Source organism: Sphingomonas natans (genome assembly GCF_030546695.1).
Lineage (GTDB): Bacteria > Pseudomonadota > Alphaproteobacteria > Sphingomonadales > Sphingomonadaceae > Sphingomonas_I > Sphingomonas_I natans.
The window spans coordinates 185,705-204,236 of sequence record NZ_JAUOTP010000001.1; the positions used below are offsets into that span (position 1 = coordinate 185,705).

16 protein-coding genes are annotated in these 18,532 nt (G+C 66.8%); 12 read left to right on the plus strand and 4 right to left on the minus strand.

The annotated features are described in order from the left end of the window. From nuoG to Q4F19_RS00940, 9 genes are all read left to right on the plus strand, one after another. Positions 1-2,001, plus strand: a complete 2,001-nt coding sequence (nuoG, locus tag Q4F19_RS00900) for an NADH-quinone oxidoreductase subunit NuoG (RefSeq protein ID WP_303539259.1) — start codon at positions 1-3, stop codon at positions 1,999-2,001. Further along, on the plus strand, positions 1,998-3,038 hold the full coding sequence (gene nuoH / locus Q4F19_RS00905; protein WP_303539260.1) for an NADH-quinone oxidoreductase subunit NuoH: 1,041 nt from the start codon (positions 1,998-2,000) through the stop codon (positions 3,036-3,038). Before nuoG ends, nuoH begins: the two co-directional genes overlap by 4 nt. Next, positions 3,028-3,528 (plus strand): NADH-quinone oxidoreductase subunit NuoI, encoded by a 501-nt coding sequence (gene nuoI, locus Q4F19_RS00910; protein WP_303539261.1) that lies wholly within the window; start codon positions 3,028-3,030, stop codon positions 3,526-3,528. Before nuoH ends, nuoI begins: the two co-directional genes overlap by 11 nt. Before the next feature lie 162 nt (positions 3,529-3,690). Further along, entirely contained in the window at positions 3,691-4,302 is a 612-nt protein-coding gene (locus Q4F19_RS00915) for an NADH-quinone oxidoreductase subunit J (protein WP_303539262.1), read from the plus strand. A gap of 46 nt (positions 4,303-4,348) precedes the next feature. After that, entirely contained in the window at positions 4,349-4,654 is a 306-nt protein-coding gene (gene nuoK, locus Q4F19_RS00920; RefSeq protein ID WP_303539263.1) for an NADH-quinone oxidoreductase subunit NuoK, read from the plus strand. A 7-nt stretch (positions 4,655-4,661) separates the two neighbouring features. Beyond that, entirely contained in the window at positions 4,662-6,758 is a 2,097-nt protein-coding gene (gene nuoL, locus Q4F19_RS00925) for an NADH-quinone oxidoreductase subunit L (RefSeq protein ID WP_303539264.1), read from the plus strand. A gap of 1 nt (position 6,759) precedes the next feature. Next, positions 6,760-8,292, plus strand: a complete 1,533-nt coding sequence (locus tag Q4F19_RS00930) for an NADH-quinone oxidoreductase subunit M (RefSeq protein ID WP_303539265.1) — start codon at positions 6,760-6,762, stop codon at positions 8,290-8,292. Further along, positions 8,289-9,731 (plus strand): NADH-quinone oxidoreductase subunit NuoN, encoded by a 1,443-nt coding sequence (nuoN, locus tag Q4F19_RS00935; protein ID WP_303539266.1) that lies wholly within the window; start codon positions 8,289-8,291, stop codon positions 9,729-9,731. The genes Q4F19_RS00930 and nuoN overlap by 4 nt, the downstream gene beginning before the upstream one ends. A 4-nt stretch (positions 9,732-9,735) precedes the next feature. Further along, positions 9,736-10,440, plus strand: coding sequence for a biotin--[acetyl-CoA-carboxylase] ligase (locus Q4F19_RS00940; RefSeq protein WP_303539267.1), 705 nt, complete (start codon positions 9,736-9,738; stop codon positions 10,438-10,440). Positions 10,441-10,458: 18 nt separating this feature from the next. Here the strand turns inward: Q4F19_RS00940 and Q4F19_RS00945 are convergent, their stop codons facing one another. Continuing rightward, on the minus strand, positions 10,459-11,076 hold the full coding sequence (locus Q4F19_RS00945; protein WP_303539268.1) for a YitT family protein: 618 nt from the start codon (positions 11,074-11,076) through the stop codon (positions 10,459-10,461). A gap of 238 nt (positions 11,077-11,314) precedes the next feature. On the opposite strand from Q4F19_RS00945, the gene Q4F19_RS00950 reads away from it, so the two are divergent. Next, the gene (locus Q4F19_RS00950) at positions 11,315-12,622 is read left to right on the plus strand and encodes an HD-GYP domain-containing protein (RefSeq protein ID WP_303539269.1); all 1,308 of its coding nucleotides are present in this window, start codon (positions 11,315-11,317) and stop codon (positions 12,620-12,622) included. 11 nt (positions 12,623-12,633) lie between these two features. Here Q4F19_RS00950 and Q4F19_RS00955 read toward each other — a convergent pair whose 3' ends face one another. From Q4F19_RS00955 to Q4F19_RS00965, 3 genes are read right to left on the minus strand one after another with little or no spacing between them, the layout of a single operon-like run. Further along, the gene (locus Q4F19_RS00955) at positions 12,634-14,046 is read right to left on the minus strand and encodes an efflux transporter outer membrane subunit (RefSeq protein ID WP_303539270.1); all 1,413 of its coding nucleotides are present in this window, start codon (positions 14,044-14,046) and stop codon (positions 12,634-12,636) included. A gap of 1 nt (position 14,047) precedes the next feature. Beyond that, positions 14,048-15,607 (minus strand): MDR family MFS transporter, encoded by a 1,560-nt coding sequence (locus Q4F19_RS00960; RefSeq protein WP_303539271.1) that lies wholly within the window; start codon positions 15,605-15,607, stop codon positions 14,048-14,050. Beyond that, a complete protein-coding gene (locus Q4F19_RS00965; protein WP_303539272.1) occupies positions 15,604-16,689 on the minus strand; it encodes an HlyD family secretion protein in 1,086 nt (361 codons plus the stop codon). The genes Q4F19_RS00960 and Q4F19_RS00965 overlap by 4 nt, the downstream gene beginning before the upstream one ends. 156 nt (positions 16,690-16,845) lie before the next feature. On the opposite strand from Q4F19_RS00965, the gene Q4F19_RS00970 reads away from it, so the two are divergent. Together Q4F19_RS00970 and Q4F19_RS00975 are read left to right on the plus strand one after the other, a co-directional pair. Continuing rightward, a complete protein-coding gene (locus tag Q4F19_RS00970) occupies positions 16,846-17,247 on the plus strand; it encodes a MarR family winged helix-turn-helix transcriptional regulator (RefSeq protein WP_303539273.1) in 402 nt (133 codons plus the stop codon). 259 nt (positions 17,248-17,506) lie between these two features. Next, positions 17,507-18,478 (plus strand): NAD(P)H-dependent flavin oxidoreductase, encoded by a 972-nt coding sequence (locus tag Q4F19_RS00975; protein ID WP_303539274.1) that lies wholly within the window; start codon positions 17,507-17,509, stop codon positions 18,476-18,478. Positions 18,479-18,532 lie beyond the last annotated feature (54 nt).

An 18,532-nucleotide genomic window follows, 5' to 3' on the forward strand; every position in this document is an offset into this window, starting at 1 on the left:
ATGCCCAAGCTGACCGTCGATGGAATTGAAGTTGAGGTGCCTGCCGGCGCGACCGTGCTGCAGGCCTGCGAGGCCGCGGGCAAGGAAGTGCCGCGCTTCTGCTATCACGAGCGGCTGAGCATCGCCGGCAATTGCCGGATGTGCCTGGTCGAGGTGAAGCCCGGGCCGCCCAAGCCGCAGGCGAGCTGCGCGCTGCCCGCCGCGGACAATCAGGAGATCCGCACCGACACCGCGATGGTGAAGAAGGCGCGCGAGGGGGTGATGGAGTTCCTGCTCATCAACCACCCGCTGGATTGCCCGATCTGCGACCAGGGCGGGGAGTGCGACCTGCAGGACCAGTCGATCGCGTATGGCCGCGGTCATTCTCGCTATGACGAGAGCAAGCGCGCGGTCACCGAGAAATATATGGGGCCCATCGTCAAGACGGCGATGACGCGCTGCATCCAGTGCACGCGCTGCGTGCGCTTCGCCGAGGAAGTCGCCGGGGTCGAGGAAGTCGGCGCGCTGTATCGCGGCGAGAATATGCAGATCACGACCTATCTGGAGAAGGCGTTTACGTCCGAGCTTTCGGGCAATATCGTCGATCTCTGCCCGGTGGGTGCGCTGACCTCCAAGCCTTATGCGTTCGAGGCGCGGCCGTGGGAGCTCAAGAAGAGCTTCGCGATCGACGTGATGGATGCGGTCGGCACCAATATCCGCCTCGACAGCCGCGGGCGCCAGGTGCTGCGCGCGCTGCCGCGGATCAACGAGGACGTGAACGAGGAGTGGGCGTCGGACAAGACGCGCCACGCCGTGGACGGGCTCGTACGGCGTCGGCTCGACAAGCCCTATGTGGAGAAGGACGGCAAGCTCGTGCCCGTCACGTGGGGCGAGGCGTTCGGCGCGATCAAGGCGGTCAATGCGGGCGCCAGCGTTGCGGCGATCGCGGGCGATCTCGTCGATTGCGAGACGATGTATGCCGCCAAGGCCTTGCTGCGTTCGATGGGATCGGACCTTCTGGAAGGTCGGCAGACGGGGCTGGCCTACGACACGTCGAGCATCGCGGCGGTCAATTTTAACACGACGATCGCCGGCATCGAGACGGCGGATGCGATCCTGATCATCGGATCGAACGTCCGCTGGGAAGCGCCGCTCGTCAACACGCGCATCCGCAAGGCGGTGAAGCGCGGCGCGAAGGTGTTCGCGATCGGGCCGGAGGTCGACCTGACCTATCCGGTCAACTGGCTGGGCAATGATCTCGGCCTCGTCGGGTCGCTGCCCCAGGCGGTGACCGACGTGTTCGGCAAGGCCGCGCGACCGGCGGTGATCGTCGGCGGCGGCGCGCTCAACAAGGGGCAGGGCGCGAGCCTCGGCCTGATCGACAGCCTCGGCCTCGTGAAGGATGGCTGGAACGGCTATAACGTGCTGCACATGGCGGCGAGCCGGATGGGCGGGCTGATGCTCGGTTACGCGGCAGACGGCGGCATCGCGGCAGTCGCGGCGAAGAGCCCGAAGCTCGTGTTCCTGCTCGGTGCGGACGAGGTATCGGACGATCGCTTCGCGGGCGCGCTGAAGGTCTATGTCGGCCATCATGGCGACAAGGGCGCGGCACAGGCGGACGTGATCCTGCCGGCGGCGGCCTATTCCGAGAAGAGCGGCACCTATGTGAACCTCGAGGGCCGGGTGCAGCGCGGCGACCGCGCGGTCTTCCCGCCGGGCGATGCGCGCGAGGATTGGGCGATCTTCCGCGCGCTCTCCGACGTGCTCGGCGCGACGCTCCCGTTCGACACGCTCGATGCACTGCGCGCGAAGATGGCGGAGGAGGTGCCCGCCTTGGGCACGCTCGGGCTCGCCAGTTTCGCCTGGTCGGTGCCGTCGCTGGATGCCTCGGCATCGGGTGAGATCGGGTCGCCGATCAAGGATTTCTACCTGACCAACGCCATCGCGCGCGCGAGCGACACGATGCAGCGCTGCTCGGCCGAACTGCTCCACGGCATGGATTATGCGGAGGCGGCAGAGTGATCTCCTGGTTCAGCTTCCTGCCTTATGGGCTGGCCTATACGGTCGCGACGGTCATCGACATTCTCGTGATCGCGCTGCCGCTCATGCTGGCGGTGGCGATGATCATCTATGCCGATCGCAAGATCTGGGCGGCGATGGCGCTGCGGCGCGGGCCCAACGTGGTCGGTCCGTTCGGCCTGCTCCAGTCGTTCGCGGACGGGCTCAAGGTCTTCCTGCAGGAGACGATCATCCCGTCGGCCGCCAATCGCGGCCTGTTCCTGATCGCGCCGATCATCACCTTCACGGTGGCGCTCGCAGCCTGGGCGGTGATCCCGTTCGGGCCGAAGGCGGTGCTCGCCAACATCAATGTCGGCCTGCTCTACCTGCTCGCGATCAGTTCGATGGGCGTCTATGGCGTGATCCTGTCGGGCTGGGCGTCCAACTCCAAATATCCCTTCTATTCCGCGATCCGCGCCGCGGCGCAGATGGTGAGCTACGAGGTCGCGATCGGCTTCGTGCTGATCTCGGTCGTGCTGTGGACGGGAAGCTTCCGCCTCAACGATATCGTGATGGCGCAGCGCGGGCACATCTTCGGGATCATCAACGCCTTCGGCTTTAATCCCTTGCTGTTCCCGATGGCGGTGGTGTTCCTGATCTCGTCGATGGCGGAGACGGCACGCGCCCCGTTCGATCTGACCGAGGCCGAGAGCGAGATCGTCGCGGGCTACCAGACCGAATATTCGTCGATGAGCTTCGCGCTCTTCTGGCTCGGCGAATATGGCAATGTGCTGCTGATGTGCGCGCTGAACGCCACGCTCTTCTGGGGCGGATGGCTGCCACCGCTGGACCTGCCATTCCTCTACTGGGTGCCGGGGATCGTCTGGATCTTCGCCAAGATCCTGATCTTCTTCTTCATCTTCTCGTGGGTGAAGGCGACGGTGCCGCGCTATCGCTACGACCAGCTGATGCGGCTGGGCTGGAAGATCTTCCTGCCGCTGTCGCTGATTTGGGTGTTCCTCATTTCCGGGTGGCTGATGCTGACCCGGTATGGAGTGTGAGCCGGTGAAGCTCGGTTATTATATCAAGTCGTTCACGCTCTGGGAGTTCGTGAAGGCGCATGCGAAGACGCTCGCATACTTCTTCAAGCCCAAGGCGACGATCAACTATCCGTTCGAGAAGAACCCGCTGAGCCCGCGCTTCCGCGGCGAGCATGTGCTGCGGCGCTACCCGAACGGCGAGGAACGCTGCATCGCGTGCAAGCTGTGCGAGGCGGTGTGCCCGGCGCAGGCGATCACGATCGAGGCGGAACCGCGGGACGACGGCAGCCGCCGGACGACGCGCTACGATATCGACATGACCAAGTGCATCTTCTGCGGCTTCTGTCAGGAAGCCTGCCCGGTCGACGCGGTCGTGGAAGGTCCGAATTTCGAATATTCGACCGAGACGCGTGAGGAACTGATCTACGACAAGGCCAAGCTGCTGGCCAATGGCGACCGGTGGGAAAGGGCGATCGCCCAGAACCTTGCCGCTGACGCACCCTATCGGTAGGCGCGAGACCGTGAACGATTCATCCGCAATGATCCTCCCCGGCACGGGGAGGGGGACCATGCGCAGCATGGTGGAGGGGGCTCTCAACGAGCGTCCCGCTTCGCCGCGCTCCCCCTCCACCGCTGCGCGGTCCCCCTCCCCGTGCCGGGGAGGAATGCACGCATGATCCAGATCCTCGCTTTCTATCTGTTCGCGATCGTCGTGGTGCTGTCGGGCGTGCTGTGCGTGACCGCGCGCAACCCGGTGCATAGCGTGATGTGGCTGATCCTGGCCTTCTTCAACGCGGCGGGGCTGATGCTGCTCGTCGGCGCCGAGTTCATCGCGATGCTGCTCGTCATCGTCTATGTCGGCGCGGTCGCGGTGCTGTTCCTGTTCGTCGTGATGATGCTCGACATCGACTTTACCGAGATGCGATCGGGCTTCGCCAAATATCTGCCGATCGGCGTCGCTCTGGTCGCGGTGCTCGCGGGCGAGATCATCTTCGCGACGAGCGCGTGGAATGCAGGCGGGATCCCGCTCGGCGATGCGCCGACGCCGGATCCCGAGGCGATCCCGAACATCCAGGCGCTCGGTTTGCTGATCTATACGCGCTATCTGTTCATCTTCGAGGGCGCGGGGCTCGTGCTGCTCGTCGCCCTGATCGGCGCGATCGTGCTGACGCACCGCAAGCGCGGCGACGTGCGCCACCAGAATATCGCCAAGCAGAACCAGCGCCGCCCCGAGGAGGCCACCGTCAACATGAAGCCGCCGGTCGGGCAGGGGGTCGAGCTGTGATCCTTCGACAAGCTCAGGATGAGCGGACCAAGGGAGCGCTCCGCGCATGATTGGTTTGCAGCATTATCTCACCGTCTCCGCGATCCTGTTCGTCACGGGCGTGTTCGGGATCTTCCTCAACCGGAAGAATCTGATCATCATCCTGATGGCGATCGAGCTGATCCTGCTCGCGGTGAACATCAATCTCGTCGCCTTCTCGGCCTTCCTCCACGATCTCGTGGGGCAGGTGTTCGCGATGTTCGTGCTGACCGTCGCCGCTGGCGAGGCCGCGATCGGGCTTGCCATTCTTGTCATCTATTTCCGCGCCCGGGGCACGATCTCGGTCGACGATGTCAACCGGATGAAGGGGTGACGCCGGCGTGATCGTATTGTTGGTCTTCCTGCCCCTGCTCGCGGCGATCGTCGCGGGCCTCGGCAACCGCACGATCGGCAATGTCGCGGCGAAAGTCGTCACGACGGGCTGCCTGTTCGCGTCCTGCGCGCTCGCCTGGCCGATCTTCCTCGGCTTCCTGAGCGGCAGCGACAGCGCGCATGTCGTCAAGGTGCTGAGCTTCATCACCTCCGGCGACCTGCATGTCGATTGGGCGCTCCGCGTCGACACGCTGACGGCGGTGATGCTCGTCGTCGTGACGAGCGTGTCGAGCCTCGTCCACCTCTATAGCTGGGGCTATATGAGCGAGGATCCGAGCCAGCCGCGCTTCTTCGCCTACCTCTCGCTGTTCACCTTCGCGATGCTGATGCTCGTCACGAGCGACAATCTCATCCAGATGTTCTTCGGCTGGGAAGGCGTCGGTCTCGCTTCCTATCTGCTGATCGGCTTCTGGTACGAGAAGCCGAGCGCGCAGGCGGCGGCGATCAAGGCGTTCGTCGTCAACCGCGTCGGCGATTTCGGCTTCAGCCTCGGCATCTTCGGTACGTTCCTCGTGTTCGGCACGGTCTCGATCCCCGCGATCCTCGCCGCCGCACCGGGCATGGCGGGGGCGTCGATCGGCTTCCTCGGCGGGCGCGTCGATCTGATGACGCTGCTCTGCCTGCTGCTGTTCGTCGGCGCGATGGGCAAATCCGCGCAGCTCGGACTGCACGTCTGGCTGCCGGACGCGATGGAAGGCCCGACGCCGGTGTCCGCGCTGATCCATGCGGCGACGATGGTCACCGCGGGCGTGTTCATGGTCTGCCGCCTCTCGCCGATGTTCGAGGTCAGCCCGACCGCGCTGACGGTGGTGACTTATGTGGGCGCGGCGACGGCTTTGTTCGCGGCGACGGTCGGCACGGTCCAGACCGACATCAAGCGCGTCATCGCTTATTCGACCTGTTCACAGCTCGGCTACATGTTCTTCGCCGCCGGCGTCGGCGCCTATAATACGGCGATGTTCCACCTGTTCACGCATGCCTTCTTCAAGGCCTTGCTGTTCCTGGGTGCAGGCTCGGTGATCCACGCGATGCACCACGAGCAGGACATGCGTTTCTACGGCGGGCTGTGGAAGAAGATCCCGCTGACCTTCTTCGCGATGATGGCGGGCACGCTCGCGATCACCGGCGTCGGCATCGAGGAGGTGTTCGGATTCGCGGGCTTCTATTCGAAGGACGCGATCATCGAGGCGGCCTATGCGCGCGGCACGACGGCGGGCGGCATCGCTTATTTCGTCGGCATCTCGGCGGCGCTGCTGACGAGCTTCTATTCGTGGCGGCTCATCTATCTGACCTTCTTCGGCACGCCGCGCTGGGCCGCGTCCGAGCATATCCAGCATGCGGTGCACGACGCGCACGGCCATGGGCATGACGATCATGGCCATGCGCACGACGCGCATCACGATCATCACGATGCACCGGATGAGGGCGCAGGCGCCGAACCGCATGCGCACGATCCGGGCGCCGAGCATGTGACGCACGGCACGGCGGGCTATCACCCGCACGAAAGCCCGATCGTGATGCTGATCCCGCTCGTCGTCCTTTCGGTCGGCGCGATACTCGCGGGCGCGGTGTTCGCTCCGGCCTTCATCGGCGAAGGCGCGACCGCATTCTGGCAGGGCAGCCTGCACGTGAACGAGCATCTGATGCATGCCATGCACGGCATTCCGGAGCTGGCGAAGCTGATGCCGTCGATCGTGATGCTGCTGGGGCTCGCCATCGCGACCTGGGCCTATCTGCTTGATCGCAGCATTCCCGGCCGCTTCGTCGCAAGCTTCGGCGGGCTCTACCAGTTCCTGCTCAACAAATGGTATTTCGACGAGCTGTACGACATCCTGTTCGTGAAGCCCGCCTTCGCGCTCGGCCGCTTCCTGTGGAAGCGCGGCGATCAGCAGACGATCGATCGCTTCGGGCCGAACGGCGCCGCCGCGCTCGTGCAGATGACGTCGGTGGCGAGCCGCAAGCTGCAGTCGGGCTATGTCTATACTTATGCGCTGGTGATGCTGATCGGCCTTGCCGCCGCCGCGACCTGGGCGATGGCGATCTAACATGAACCAACTTGGCTTCCCCATCCTCACCATCCTGCTCGCGGTGCCGACCTTCGCCGCGATCGCCTGCCTGTTTGCGGACGCGAAGGCGGCGCGGTGGATCGCGCTCGGCGCGACGCTCGTCGATTTCGCGCTCGGGATCCTATTGTGGGTTTCCTACCAGGTCGGCGGGCCGCAGTGGCAGTTCGTCGAGCATATCGGCCTGTTCGGCAGCTTCGGCTGGTCGCTGGGCATCGACGGCATCGCCTTGATGCTGATCGCGCTGTCCGTGTTCCTTATGCCGATCTGCGTGCTCGCCAGCTGGCAGGCGATCGAGAAGCGTGTGCCCGAATATATGGCGGCGCTGCTTCTCACCGAGGTGTTCATGCTCGGCGTTTTCATGGCGCAGGACCTGTACCTCTTCTACATCTTCTTCGAAGCCGGCCTGATCCCGATGTATCTGATCATCGGCATCTGGGGCGGCGCGGACCGGATCTACGCGAGCTACAAATTCTTCCTCTACACGTTGCTCGGCTCGATCCTGATGCTGATCGCGATGCTGTGGATGGTCAATTTCGCGCACACGACCAGCATCCCCGTGCTGATGAACACCGATTTCCCGCCGCACGTGCAGACCTGGCTGTTCCTCGCCTTCTTCGCGAGCTTCGCGGTCAAGATGCCGATGTGGCCGGTCCACACCTGGCTGCCCGACGCGCACGTCCAGGCGCCGACCGCGGGTTCGGTGATCCTCGCCGGCGTGCTGCTCAAGATGGGTGGCTACGGGTTCATCCGCTTCTCGCTGCCGATGTTCCCGGAGGCGAGCGCGCAGCTTTTCTGGCTGGTGATGACGCTGTCGAGCATCGGCATCGTCTATACCTCGCTCGTGGCGCTCGTGCAGAGCGACATGAAGAAGCTGATCGCTTATTCGTCGGTCGCGCATATGGCGTTCGTGACCTTCGGCCTGTTCGCCTTCAATCGGCAGGGGCTGGAAGGCGCACTGATGGTCATGCTGGGCCATGGCATCGTCTCGGGCGCGCTCTTCCTGTGCGTCGGCGTCGTCTATGATCGGCTGCATACGCGCGAGATTTCGCGCTACGGCGGCGTCTCGACCAACATGCCGCGCTACGCGATGCTGTTCCTTTTGTTCACGATGGCGTCGGTCGGCCTGCCGGGCCTGTCCAACTTCCCCGGCGAATTCCTGGCGATGATGGGCACCTATCGCGCCTCGTCGATCGCAGGCGTGATCGCGGTGACGGGCATCATCACCGGCGCGGCCTATATGCTCTATCTCTATCGGCGCGTGGCATACGGCCCGCTCGACAAGCCCGACGTCGCGGCGATGAAGGATCTGTCTCCGCGCGAACTGCTGCTGCTCGTGCCGCTCGCGCTCGTGACGATCTGGATGGGCGTCTATCCGGAAAGCTTCATGGCGCCGATGCGCAAGGACGTGGGCGTCGTGCTCGCCCGCACCGACCGCGCCTGGAAGGGCGGCGACGCCAAGGTCGCGCTGAACGCGCACCCGACACCTGCTCACGCTGAAGGCGCACACGAATGACCGGCTCCGTCACTCTCGCGGCGAGCGTGCCCGAGCTCATTCTTTCGATCGGCGCGATGCTGCTGCTGCTCGTCGCCGGCTGGCGCGGCGATGAAGCCTCGCGCGGGATCAGCTGGGCGGCGGTCGCCCTGTTCGTCGCGGCCTCCGTCTCGCTGATCGGTGCGCCGAGCCATGCCGGGATCGCTTATGGCGGGCTGTACCGTGCGGATGCGTTCGCCGGCTTCGCCAAGCTTCTGATCTACATCGCCAGCGCGGTCTCGATCATGCTCGCGCCGGGCTGGTTCTCGCGGACGGGCGCGATGCGCGCCGAATATCCGGTGCTGATCCTGCTCTCGGCGACGGGCATGGGGATCATGGTCTCGGCGGGCGATCTGCTGACGCTCTATGTCGGTCTCGAGCTGCAGAGTTTGGCTGCCTATGTGCTGGCAAGCTGCATGCGGCGCGACCTGCGCTCGGCGGAAGCGGGCCTCAAATATTTCGTGCTGGGCGCGCTCGCGAGCGGCATCCTGCTCTACGGCATCTCGCTTCTGTACGGCTTCACCGGGACGACGCAGTTTTCGGGGATCCACGCCGCGATCGCCGATCGCGGGCTTTCGACCGGGATATTGTTCGGGCTGGTGTTCGTGTTCGCGGGGCTGGCGTTCAAGATCTCGGCGGTGCCGTTCCATATGTGGACGCCCGACGTCTATGAGGGCGCGCCGACGCCGGTGACCGCCTTCTTCGCCTCCGCGCCCAAGGTCGCGGCGATGGCGCTGATGGTACGCGTCGCGGTCGAGGCGATGGGGCCCGCGACCGATGCGTGGCGGCAAATCATCATCTTCTCGTCGCTCGCCTCGATCGTGCTGGGCGCGGTGGCGGCGATCGGCCAGACCAACATCAAGCGGCTGCTCGCTTATTCGTCGATCAACAATGTCGGCTTCGCGCTGATCGGCCTGGCCGCTGGCACGCCCGAGGGCGTCGCGTCGGTGATGACGTACATGACCGTCTATATCGCGATGACGCTCGGCAGCTTCCTGTGCATCATCCGGATGCGCGATCTGGACGGCGCGCCGGTGGAATCGATCGCTGCTTTGTCCGGCCTGTCGCGCTCGCGGCCCGGCCTGGCGGCGGCGCTGGCGATGTTCATGTTCAGCCTCGCCGGCATCCCGCCCTTGTTCGGCTTCTATCCGAAGTTGGCCGTGTTCGGCGCGGCGACCAACGCCGGCTATTTCTGGCTGGCGGTGGCGGGTGCGGTCGGCTCGGTGGTCGGCGCTTATTATTATCTGAAGATCGTCAAGACGATGTATTTCGACGAGCCGGCGCCCTTGCTTGCCTCGTCGGACGACAAGATCGAGGGCGGGCTGATCGCCCTCTCCGCGCTTGCGATCTCGCCGCTCGGTTACCTGGCGATCCCCGTGCTGAGCGCAGCGACACTGACGGCCGCCAAGGCGCTGTTCTGAGGCGATGATCCGCACCGTCGCGGAGACGGGATCGACCAACGCCGATCTGCTCCGCGACGCGGCCATCCTGCCTGAAGGCATGTGGCTGCGCGCCGAGCGGCAGACCGGCGGGCGCGGACGATTGGGCCGGGCCTGGGCATCGTCGACGGGCAATCTCTACGCGAGCACGCTCGTGCGGGTGACGCCGCAGGATCCGGACGCGCCGACGCTCGCGCTCGTCGCCGGCGTCGCGCTGCATGCCGCCGCCGCGGCCTGGACGGGCGCAGGCGCGGCGGCGCTGCAGCTCAAATGGCCCAATGATCTGCTGGCGGACGGCGCCAAGCTGGCGGGCATATTGCTGGAGCGGAGCGGTTCGACGATCGTCGCGGGCTTCGGCGTCAATCTGGCGGCGGCACCCGAGGGACTGGAGCGCGCGACGACGAGCCTCGCAGCGCTGGCGGGGGCGGCACCCGATCCGGCGCTGTTCCTGGAGGATCTGGCGCGCGAATTCGCTTCGTGGCTCGGGCGGTGGCGCGGGCAGGGGCTGGCGGTCGTGCGGGCGGCGTGGCTGGAGCGCGCGCATCCGATCGGCACGGCGCTCTCCGCGCGGGGGCCGGCGGCCACGCTCGACGGGCTGTTCGAGGGGCTGGACGGCGAGGGTGCGCTCAGGTTGCGGCTCGCGGACGGATCGGTCGAGATCGTCCGCGCGGGGGACGTGTTCCTGATCTGAGGATGCCGGAGCGGGGGCTCAATAGCCCGTATAGCGCCCCGGCCGGTGCCAGACGAGCATCACGCCGTTGATCGCGACCGCGCTGAGGATCGACCAGCCGAGCCTGTCCCACGGCACGACCAAAGCCGCGGCCGCCATCACGCAGGCATCGAGCGACATCTGCGTGCGGCCGGCATTCCAGCCGCGCGCGCGATAGAGCCAGAGCGCGACCACGCCGAAGCCGCCGACGCCGGCCTGATGGCGGGCGAGCGCGAGGATGCCCATGCCGATCGCCGAGCCGCCGACGAGCGCGGCGAAGGCCGGGTGGATCGCCTTGATCGTCATCATCGACGGCGCAATCGCGGAGAAGCCGGCGAGCGCGATGTTGAGCGCGGTCGTCTTCAGCGTGAATTCGGCGCCCATCGTGCGCGCGGCGAGGAGCAGGAAAGGCAGGTTGGCGACCGCGAGCAGCAGCCCGACGGGCAAGGGAAGCAGATAGTGGAGCAACAACGCGACGCCCGCGACGCCGCCGGTAACGAGTTGCGCCGACTGGAGCAGCATCAGACCGATGGTCACGAGCGCGCAGCCGACGCCGAGCGCATAGACGTCCTCGGCCCAATGGTGCTCGACGGGCGGTGGGGCGGGGGGCGGGCTCATGCGGTGCGCCGGCCTTAGCGATCGGGGCAGACGCTGCCAACGGCTGCGCGCCTGTTTCGCGCCTCGCCGATCGGCGCCGGGCCACGTTCGTTTTCGGCTCGATCCGGCGGATTTCGCGATGTCGCCGCGGCTGGTCAACGGCTTGGTAAGGAGATGCGCGCTAACCCGGCGTGGACGGTTCGGCGTGGCGCTCCGGATGAGGCGGTCGGCATCAACGGGACGGAGACGCACGGACATCATGCTGCAGCGCGTCGCGCCCGACCAGGTCACCGTCGGCATGTATATCCGCAAGTTCGAGGGGAGCTGGTTCTACCATCCCTTCTGGCGGGCGCGCTTCGTCATCCGGACCGAGCGACAGCTGCAGCGGATCCGCGACAGCGGGCTCCACGTCCTGATTGACGCGGCGAAAGGAGCCGATGCCGCATCGTCCTCCGCCGAGGTCGCTGCCGCGCCGGTGCGTCGCCGGACATTCGCCGAGCCATCGACACTGATGCAGAGCGCGCCCGTTCGCGCGCCCCGTCCCTCGCCACAATCTCGGCCCGCTTCGACGCCCGCCCGCGTCGTCGCGCCGCCGGCGTTTGGCAAGGCGGACAAGGTGCGCGCAACGGCGCTGGCGCAGCGTTCGACCAAGGTGGTCCAGGCCTTGTTCGAGAACTGCCAGATCGGCCGCACCGTCTCGACCGAGCCGATCCTGTCGGTGGTGGACGACATCGCGACGACGCTGGAGCAGAATGGCGCGGCCTTCATCAACGTCACCCGCCTGCGGGCGAAGGGCGATGCGATCTACACGCACTCGATCGCGGTCTGCGCGCTGATGATCGGGCTGGCGCGCGAGGCGGGCTGTCCGCCCGCGACGATCCACGCGATGGGGACGGCCGGGCTGCTCCACGACGTCGGCAAGGTCGTGATCGACCAGGCGCTGCTCGACAAGACCGAGGCGCTGACCGAGGCCGAGATAGCCGACATCCGTCGCCATCCGCAGTCGGGACACGACATATTGTCGGAAGAGATCCGCCTGCCGCCGGCCGCGCTGGACGTGTGCGTGAACCATCATGAGCGGCTCGACGGATCGGGCTATCCGTTCGGGCTGCGCGGAGACGCGATCAGCCAGGCGACGCGGATGGCGGTGATCTGCGACGTCTATGACGCGATGACGTCTGGCACATCCTACAGGAAGGGCATCTCGCCGGCCGAGGCGATCGCGCAGATGGACGCTGACGAGGGCAAATATGACGGCGCCCTGCTGTTCAAGTTCATGCGCAGCATCGGCGTCTTCCCGGCGGGCAAGCTCGTCCGGCTGCGATCGAACCGGCTTGCCATCATTCTGCCCCCGGCCGGCGCGGACCGGCAGCCACTAGCGCGCGCTTTCTATGCGACGGTCGACACGGCGTTCGTCGATTATCAGGACGTGATCCTCAGCGATCGGCTGAGCGACGACCAGGCCGTGCGCGAGGAAGATCCGGCGGCGTGGTTTGGCGGCGACTGGACGGAGATGCGCGCCCGGATCGAGAAAGGAAAATTCTCAGCAGCGCCCGCGACCGCCTGACGGCTGGAGCGTCAGCTCCAGCCCAGCCCCAGCGACTTCTCGACCCCGATGAACGCTGCGGTGAGCGCGGCCTCCTCGGCGGCGAGGCCGGATTCGGCGGAGAGGCGACGGCGCTCGGCATCGGCGGCGTCGATCTTGGTGGCGGTGCCGGCGCGTTCGCGCTGCGCGGCGATATCGGCGGCGGTGGTTGCCGAGGCCAGAGCGCGGGCGCGATCGGCGACGATCAGGCGCTGATCGCGGAAGCGGGCGAGCGCGCCCTCAGCATCGCGCAAGCCGGCGAGGACGGCGGTGCGATATTTGGCCTCGGCTTCGTCGCGGACCGCCTCCGCTTGCGACAGCTTGGCGCGGTTGCGGCCGAAATCGAGGAAGCTCCAGCTGATCTGCGGCGCGAGCAGGGCGGTGAGCTTGCCCGGATCGACCAGATCGGAGGGGCTCGTGCCGCCGAGGCCGAAAATGCCCATGAACTTGATCGCGGGGAAGCGCGCCGCATCGGCGACACCGACCTTGGCGGTCTGGAGCGCGAGTTCTCGCTCGGCGGCGCGGATGTCGGGGCGGTTGCGGAGCAACGCCGCGGGATCGCCGATCGCCACTTCACGCGGGGGCAGAGGCGCGGACGCAGCGCTCCCGAGCTCGGCGTCGAGCGCGCCGGGGGCGAGCGCCAGCAGCGTGGCGAGTTCGTCGAGATAGGCGTCGCGCTGGGTCAAGAGCGGCACGAGCTGCGCGCGCGCTTCGTCCAATTGCTGGCGGGCCTGTTCGATCTGGCCGCGGGTCGCGGTGCCGCGGTCCAGCCGTTGCTGGCCGAGCAGCAGGGCCTGCTCGCCGAGCGACACCGACTGCGTGCCGAGCGCGATGCGGCGCTGGCGATCGCGCAGGGAGACATAGGCCTGCGCGACTTCGGCGGTGAGGCTGACCTGGACGTCGGCGAGTTTGGCGTCGGCCTCGCCCGCCTGCGCGCGCGCGGCTTCGACCGACCGGCGGCCGCCGAACAGATCGATCTCCCAGCTGGCGGTGAGCCCATCATTGTAGAAATCGAACCGGCTGCTGCTGTCGCCATCCTGCTCCAGGCTCAGGCCGGGCAGTCGCGCATGGACATAGGTGCCCTGCACGTTCGCCGAGGGCAGAGTGTTCGCACGCTGCACCCGCAGCCCGGCGCGAGCCTGGTGGAGACGCGCCTGCGCGGCGGCGAGATCGGCATTGGCGGCGAGCGCGCGCTGCTCGAGCAAATCGAGCGTCGCATCGCCGAGCGCCGTCCACCAGCGGCCGGTCTGCGCGGCGGTGGGGACCGCTGCGGCATCGGCACGCACGAAGGCGGGGGGCGGGGCGCCGGCGCCGAGTGGGGGCGGTCCCTTATAGTCCGGGCCTACGGTGCAGCCTGCGAGCGAGGCCGCTCCGGCGAGGAGCGCGAGAGCGAGGCGTCTCGTCATGTCAGTGCATCAGTTCGGCGGGCACGCCGCGCTTGGGCAGCGGGCGCAGCAGCAAGGCGAGCGGCATGATGGCGATGACGCCGACGGTGAGGATCCAGAACATGTCGACATAGGTCAGCGTCAGCGCCTGGATGCGGATCGTGTTCGCGAGCGCCTGATAGGCGGTGGGCATCCCGCCGAGCGCGACCGCCTGGCCGTTCATATAATCCTGGACCAGCACCGAATTGGCCGAGATCGTCTCCTCGAGCCGGCGCTGGTGGAGCCAGATGCGCTGGTCCTGCACGACCGAGATGCCGGCCAGCGCGAGACTGCCGCCGAGATTGCGCGCGGCGCTGAACAGGCCTGCGGCGTCGCGCGAAAATTCGATCGGCACGGACGAGAGCGCCGCCTGATTGAGGAACATCATCGCCAAAGTCTGGCCGACGCCACGCATCAATTGCGATTCGGCGAAGACGCCGCCGCTCGTCTGCGAGGTGAGATCGGTCTCCAGCCAGCAGCTCAAAGCGAGCATCGCGAGACCGCTTATCACCACGACGCGAATGTCGATGCTGCGGATCAGCCACGGCACGAAGGGCATCAGCATCGCTGCCGGAATGCCGGCGAGGAAGACGACGCGGCCCGACTGGAGCGAATTGTAGCCGGCGATCGCGGTGAGGAACTGGGGGATGATGAAAGCGGTGCCGTAGAGCGCCATGCCGACGATGATCGCCATGATGATGACCGCGCCGAACTGGCGGTCCAACAGCAGCCGGAGCCGGAGGACCGGCTTTTCGGCGATGACCTGCCCCAGCATGAGCAGGACGAAGCCCAGGATCGTTCCCGCGAAGACAGCGACGATCGTGCGCGATTCGAACCACTGTTCGCGCTCGCCCTCCTCGAGGAAGATCGTCAGGCCGCCGAGGAACAGGGTGATGCCGGCGATGCCGAGCCAGTCGGCCTCGCGCAGCAGGTGGCGCTGCGCGCGGACCGCAGGCAGCCCGAAGAAGAGCAGGCTCAGCAGCAGGATGCCGATCGGCAGATTGATAAAGAAGGCATAATGCCAGGAGAGATTGTCGGCGAGCCAGCCGCCGACGACGGGACCGAAGACCGGGCCGGTGATCGCGGTCGCGCCGAAGGCGGCGATGCCGACCGGCTGCTGGTGCGCAGGCAGGCGGGTGGCGATGATCGACATGGCGGTCGGGATCAGCGCGCCGCCGGCGAAGCCCTGTCCCATCCGGCCGATGATCATCATCGTCAGCGAGGTGGAGACGCCGCACAGCATCGAGAAAGCGGTGAAGGCGGCGACCATCACCATCAGGAAGGTGCGCAGCCCCGTCAGCCGTTCCAGCCAGCCGGCGATCGGGATGATGATGATCTCGGCGACGAGATAGGAGGTCGCGATCCAGGTACCTTCCGTGCCGCTCGCGCCGATCTCGCCCTGGATCGTGGGCAGAGCCGAATTGACGATCGAGATGTCGAGCGTCGCCATGAACGCGCCGATCGTGCCGGCCGCAACCGCGAGCCACGCGCCGAAATCGGCATTGCCCGTGGGGCGGGTGTCGGCCGTAACGGCAGCGCTCATCGCGCGCCGGCTTTGGTATCGACGGTGACGGTCGCAGACAGGCCGGCGATGAGCGCGCGGCGGATGGCAGGCGCGGCATCGATCGCGATGCGGACGGGAACGCGCTGGACGATCTTGGTGAAATTGCCCGTCGCATTCTGCGGCGGCAGCAGCGAGAATTCCGCGCCCGTGCCCGGCGAGAGGCTCTCGACATGGCCGTGCAGGTCGGCGTCGGGCATCGCATCGATCGCGATCTCGACCGGCTGGCCGGGGCGCATCGCGCCGATCTGCGTCTCCTTGAAATTGGCGACGATATAGAGCGCGTCGACGGGAACGATCGACATGAGGCGAACCCCCGGCTGGACATATTGGCCGACGCGGACCGAGCGATCGCCGATCCGGCCCGCGATGCTCGCCTTGACCTGCGCGGAGCCGACATTGACGTTGGCCGCCGACAGCTGCGCGCGCGCCGCCGCGCCCTGCGCAACGGCCTGGCGCACCTGCGCGCGGAGCGAGCCGATGCGGCGCTGCGCGCTGATCAGAGCGGCGCGGCCCTGCGCGACCTGCGCATGCGCTTGCGCGGCCTCGCGGCGTAGGCTCGCCAGCTTCTCGCGCGTCTCCGCGCCGGAGGCGGCGAGCGGCGTGTAGCGAGCGACCTCGCCGTCGGCGAAGCGCTGCGTGGCGAGCGCGCTGTCGAGCTGGGCGCGCGCCTGATCGATCGCGGCCTCCTGCTCGAGGATCGTCGCGCGGATATTGTCGGCATTGGCGGCGGAGACGCCCTGCTGCGCGGTGAACTGCGCGGCCTGCGCGCGATAGTCGCGCGCATCGAGGCGCAGCAGCGGCGCGCCGGCGCGGACGTCCTGATTGTCGGCGACGAACAGCTGATCGACATAGCCCGACACTTTCGACGAGACGGTGACGCTGTCGCCGCGGACATAAGCGTCGTTGGTCTCTTCGAGATATTGACCGATCAACTGGTGGTGGATCAGCCAGGCACCGCCGCCGACGAGGATAACGATCGCGAGGCCGATCAGGAATCGCCGGAGCAGCCGGTTGCGCCGCTGTGTGTCCGCGTTCGTTTCCGTTTGCGCCGTCGTTGCCATGCCACCTGACCGTCTGCCGTTGCCGTCCCTTGCCGCACCGGGAAAGATACGGCAATACCATTCTATATGGTTAAGCAAGAGCTCCCTGCAGATCCGACGATCCTTGGCTTCGCGCTGCGCGATTTCTATCAGAAGTCGCAGCTCGAAATGGATCGGATGCTGAAGGTGCAGGGGCTTTCGCTGTCGCGGGTGCGGCTGTTGCGCTTCATCGCGCAGGCGGGGCAGACGCGGTCCGTCGATGTCGCCGAAGCCTTCGGTTATGCGCCGCGCACCGTGACCGAGGCGCTCGACGGGCTCGAGCGGGCAGGACTGATCGCGCGACGCGCATCCGTCGAGGACCGGCGATCGAAGGTGATCGAACTGAGCGAGAGCGGCGAGGCGGCACTGGCACTGGCGGCGCCGGTCGCGCGGCGCTTCGTCGAGGACGTATTCACCGCGCTGGACGAAGGCGAACAGGATGTGCTGGCCGCGCTGGTGGAGAGGCTGACCGCGCGGCTCGACCAGCTGGCGTCAGACCGGCTGGCAGCAAAGGCGCCTAAAGCCGGCCCGGATCAGTGAAGCAGGAGCGCCATCACGCCGGTCAGCAGGAGCGAAACGCCGCTCACCGCGAAGAGCAATTTGTACTGAAGGTCGCACAATGCGGGATCCAGATGCTCCACGATCGTCTCCATCGATCTAGTCTGCCCGTTTTCGGACTTATGCTTCAGTCTATCACGAGTCGGGCGGGCGGCAAGCGGTTTCCATCGCGTTGCCGCGGCATCGCGGGGGCGTCTAAAGCGGTGCTGCTCCTCGCCCGGCTTTCAGGACATTTAGCGACATGAAGACGCGTTTCACCGAGTTGTGCGGCATCAAGCATCCGATCATGATGGGCGGGATGATGTGGGTCGGCCGCGCCGGCCTAGCCGCGGCCGTCTCGGAAGCCGGCGGGCTCGGCACGATCACCGCGCTGACCCAGCCGACGCCCGAGGATCTGGCGAAGGAGATCGCCGCCGTCCGCGCGCTGACCGACAAGCCATTCGCGGTGAATCTGACCCTGCTGCCGTCGATGCGCGAGACGCCTTATGCCGATTATCGGCGGGCGATCATCGAGGGGGGCGTGAAGATCGTCGAGACCGCGGGCAACAAGCCCCAGGAGCATATCGACGATCTGAAGGCGAACGGCATCCTCGTCGTTCACAAATGCACCTCGGTGCGGCATGCGCTCTCGGCCGAGCGCTGGGGCGTGGACGCGATCTCGATCGACGGCTTCGAATGCGCGGGGCATCCGGGTGAGGACGACGTCCCCGGCTTGGTGCTGATCCCTGCCGCTGCGGATAAGATCAGGATCCCGATCATCGCCAGCGGCGGCTTCGGCGACGGGCGCGGGCTGGTCGCGGCGCTGGCGCTGGGCGCGGAGGGCATCAACATGGGGACGCGCTTCTGCGCGACCGCCGAGGCGCCGATCCACGACATCGTCAAGCAGACCTATGTCGCCAATGACGAGCGCAGCACCAACCTGATCTTCCGCAACCTGCATAATACGGCGCGCGTCGCCCGTAATTCGGTCTCGGACGAGGTCGTGCGGATCCTGCGCGAACCCGGCGCCAAGTTCGAGGATGTCGCCGAGCTGGTGCGCGGCGCGAAGGGGCGGGTGCTGCTCGAGACGGGCGATCTGGACGCGGGGATCTGGACGGCGGGACAGGTGCAGGGGCTGATCCACGACGTGCCGACGGTGCGCGACCTGATCGAGCGGATCATGCGCGAGGCCGAGACAATCGTCAGCGGGCGGCTGGCGGGCATGATCGGCTAGGGCCGATCGGGCGCCGACATGGAGAGGGCGGCCGCAGCATCGCCGCGACCGCCC